The sequence below is a fragment of the Candidatus Erwinia dacicola genome, from assembly GCF_001756855.1.
Taxonomy (GTDB): domain Bacteria; phylum Pseudomonadota; class Gammaproteobacteria; order Enterobacterales; family Enterobacteriaceae; genus Erwinia; species Erwinia dacicola.
In genome coordinates, this window is record NZ_MAYS01000287.1 from 1 (window position 1) to 2486 (window position 2486).

General features: G+C 52.5%; 3 protein-coding genes. 2 read left to right on the forward strand and 1 reads right to left on the reverse strand.

Annotation, left to right across the window (positions count from 1 at the left end):
* On the forward strand, positions 1 to 294 hold a 294-nt coding region (locus BBW68_RS16395; protein ID WP_148127607.1), incomplete at its 5' end, for a DDE-type integrase/transposase/recombinase.
* Here BBW68_RS16395 and BBW68_RS08525 read toward each other — a convergent pair.
* Complete coding sequence (locus BBW68_RS08525; RefSeq protein WP_070134952.1) at positions 237 to 743, reverse strand: extensin family protein; 507 nt, start codon at positions 741 to 743, stop codon at positions 237 to 239. The genes BBW68_RS16395 and BBW68_RS08525 overlap by 58 nt on opposite strands.
* 202 nt (positions 744 to 945) lie before the next feature.
* On the opposite strand from BBW68_RS08525, the gene cycA reads away from it, so the two are divergent.
* Positions 946 to 2340 (forward strand): D-serine/D-alanine/glycine transporter, encoded by a 1395-nt coding sequence (gene cycA / locus BBW68_RS08530; protein ID WP_070134954.1) that lies wholly within the window; start codon positions 946 to 948, stop codon positions 2338 to 2340.
* The last annotated feature ends 146 nt before the right edge of the window (positions 2341 to 2486 follow it).

The following is a 2486-nucleotide window of genomic DNA, read 5'->3' on the forward strand; positions in this document are numbered from 1 at the left end:
GATAAAGCCCCGACGTATGGGCGGGCGCTGGCATTGCTGAAGCGGGAAGGTAAATGTCCGCAGCATGTGCATCACCGGCAAATACAGTACCGGAATAATATAATTGAGTGCGATCATGGCAAACTGAAACGGATAATCAACGCCACGCTGGGCTTCAAATCAATGAAGACGGCTTACGCCACAATCAAAGGCATTGAAGTGATGCGTGCGCTACGGAAAGGTCAGGCAGAATCATTTTATTTGGGGCATCCCCTAGGCGAGATGCGTCTGGTGAGCAGAGTCTTTGAAAGATAAGACCTTTCAATAACACGAAAGGCTAACTCATCAATAACTTTGCAACAGTGCCGACCGTTTTGCAAGCGAAATGAGCTGAGGTCCCACGCTTCGGCCGTGGCCTGCTCGCTCAGTCGCCCTTCAGCACGATGATAAATATTACGGCAGGCATAACTGCCAAGGTGGTCAATCCGCGCCAGAGGCGAAGCTAACTCACTCTGCGCCAACGGTTTCAGGGCCTGCGTCACCAGCATCGTGCTGCTCACCGCCAGTGCGCAGCTGACAAGAAAGCTTAAGCTTAGTTTGACCTCGCCAAAACCTGTAATACGCACCAAGTCGACCAGCGGGTATTGAGCCTGCAGGTTGCCGTGGCGCGTATAGCTGATATAGCCTGCACTCTCGGCCTGCTGCTGTACCGCCAAGCAGCCAGCCAGCAAAGCCAGTAGTGTAAATACGATTAATTGCTTCATTTCCCTCCTTTTTTATTGTGTGGGTGAGATTAACGCCAGCTTTTTAAGCAGGCTGATGCGTGCTTCTCGCAGTTTAGCCGCAATTTCTGCTTTATCCTCCAGTCTTTTGCGTTAAGCTCTTGACAGCACTAACCTTGACATCATCGATTTATTAAAAGCCATAAGAGCTTAAACATCATCACCACAGGACAGGAAACCCAATATGGTTGATCAATCAAAAGAGGCTATCCTCTCGGAGGAAGGACCGGATACACTCCGGCGTAACCTGCATAATCGTCATATTCAGCTGATTGCTATCGGCGGTGCGATCGGTACCGGCCTGTTTATGGGATCGGGTAAAACTATCAGCCTTGCCGGGCCGTCGATCATCTTCGTCTATATGATCATCGGCTTTATACTGTTCTTTGTCATGCGCGCCATGGGCGAGCTGCTGCTCTCCAATCTGGAGTATAAATCCTTTAGCGATTTCGCCGCCGACCTGCTCGGTCTCTGGGCTGGGTATTTTACCGGCTGGACCTACTGGTTCTGCTGGGTTGTGACCGGAATTGCCGATGTGGTGGCTATTGCCTCCTACTTTCAGCTGTGGTTTCCGGACTTCTCGGCTTGGATGGGTGCCCTGTTGTGCATCGCGATACTTTTAACACTGAATATCGCCACGGTAAAACTGTTTGGAGAAATGGAGTTCTGGTTTGCGATGATTAAAATCGTCGCCATCGTTACGCTGATCGCCACCGGTATCGTTCTGGTCGCTATGCACTACTCTTCTCCGGGCGGCGGCACCGCTTCCCTGAGCAATATCTGGGATCACGGCGGGATGTTCCCGAAAGGGCTGAGCGGCTTCTTTGCCGGGTTCCAGATCGCGGTATTTGCCTTCGTCGGTATTGAGCTGGTCGGCACCGCTGCCGCTGAAACGCACGATCCAAAAACCGTGCTCCCGCGTGCAATTAACGCTATCCCACTGCGTATCATTATGTTCTACGTGCTGGCGCTGATGGTAATCATGGCAGTAACGCCGTGGGATCAGGTGGTCGCGGATCGCAGCCCGTTCGTGGAGATGTTTGTAATTCTCGGCTTGCCGGCGGCGGCAAGCATCGTTAACTTTGTGGTACTGACCTCGGCAGCATCCTCGGCGAACAGCGGTATCTTCTCGACCAGCCGTATGCTGTACGGCCTAGCGCAGCAGGGCGTGGCCCATCGCCGTTTCGGCATGCTGTCAAGCCGTGCCGTGCCGACTATGGGGCTGTTCTTCTCCTGCCTGTGCCTGCTGGGAGGGGTCGCGCTGATTTATCTTATCCCGAACGTGATGACGGTATTTACCCTAGTCACGACGGTATCTGCGATTCTGTTTATGTTTGTCTGGACCATTATTCTGTGCTCATACTTGGCGTACTGTAAGAAGTACCCGCAGCGTCACACTGAATCGAGCTACAAGATGCCGTTGGGCAAATTCATGTGCTGGATCTGCATCGCCTTCCTCGCTTTCGTCATTGTGCTGCTGACGCTGGAAACCGACACGCGCCAGGCGCTGATGGTAACACCGCTGTGGTTCCTGATGCTGGCGGTGGGCTGGTTCCTGCGTAAGCATAAAGCGGGGTAATTTTATCGCCCAAGCCGGGCATGATGCCCGGCCCGTTACGTTCATGGTTAGAAAATTGAATAACATCTTTTAAGATCGCCTGACCATGACTTTCATTGTGCACCATCTCTGTGATGACGCAGTTAAGCGTGAGTCTGTGTGTGAAC

What these genes read in the sequence shown, in the direction of transcription:
- cycA (WP_070134954.1), top strand. Translation starts at nt 946, where the DNA reads ATGGTTGATCAATCAAAAGAGGCTATCCTCTCGGAGGAAGGACCGGAT.
- BBW68_RS08525 (WP_070134952.1), bottom strand. Translation starts at nt 743, where the DNA reads ATGAAGCAATTAATCGTATTTACACTACTGGCTTTGCTGGCTGGCTGC.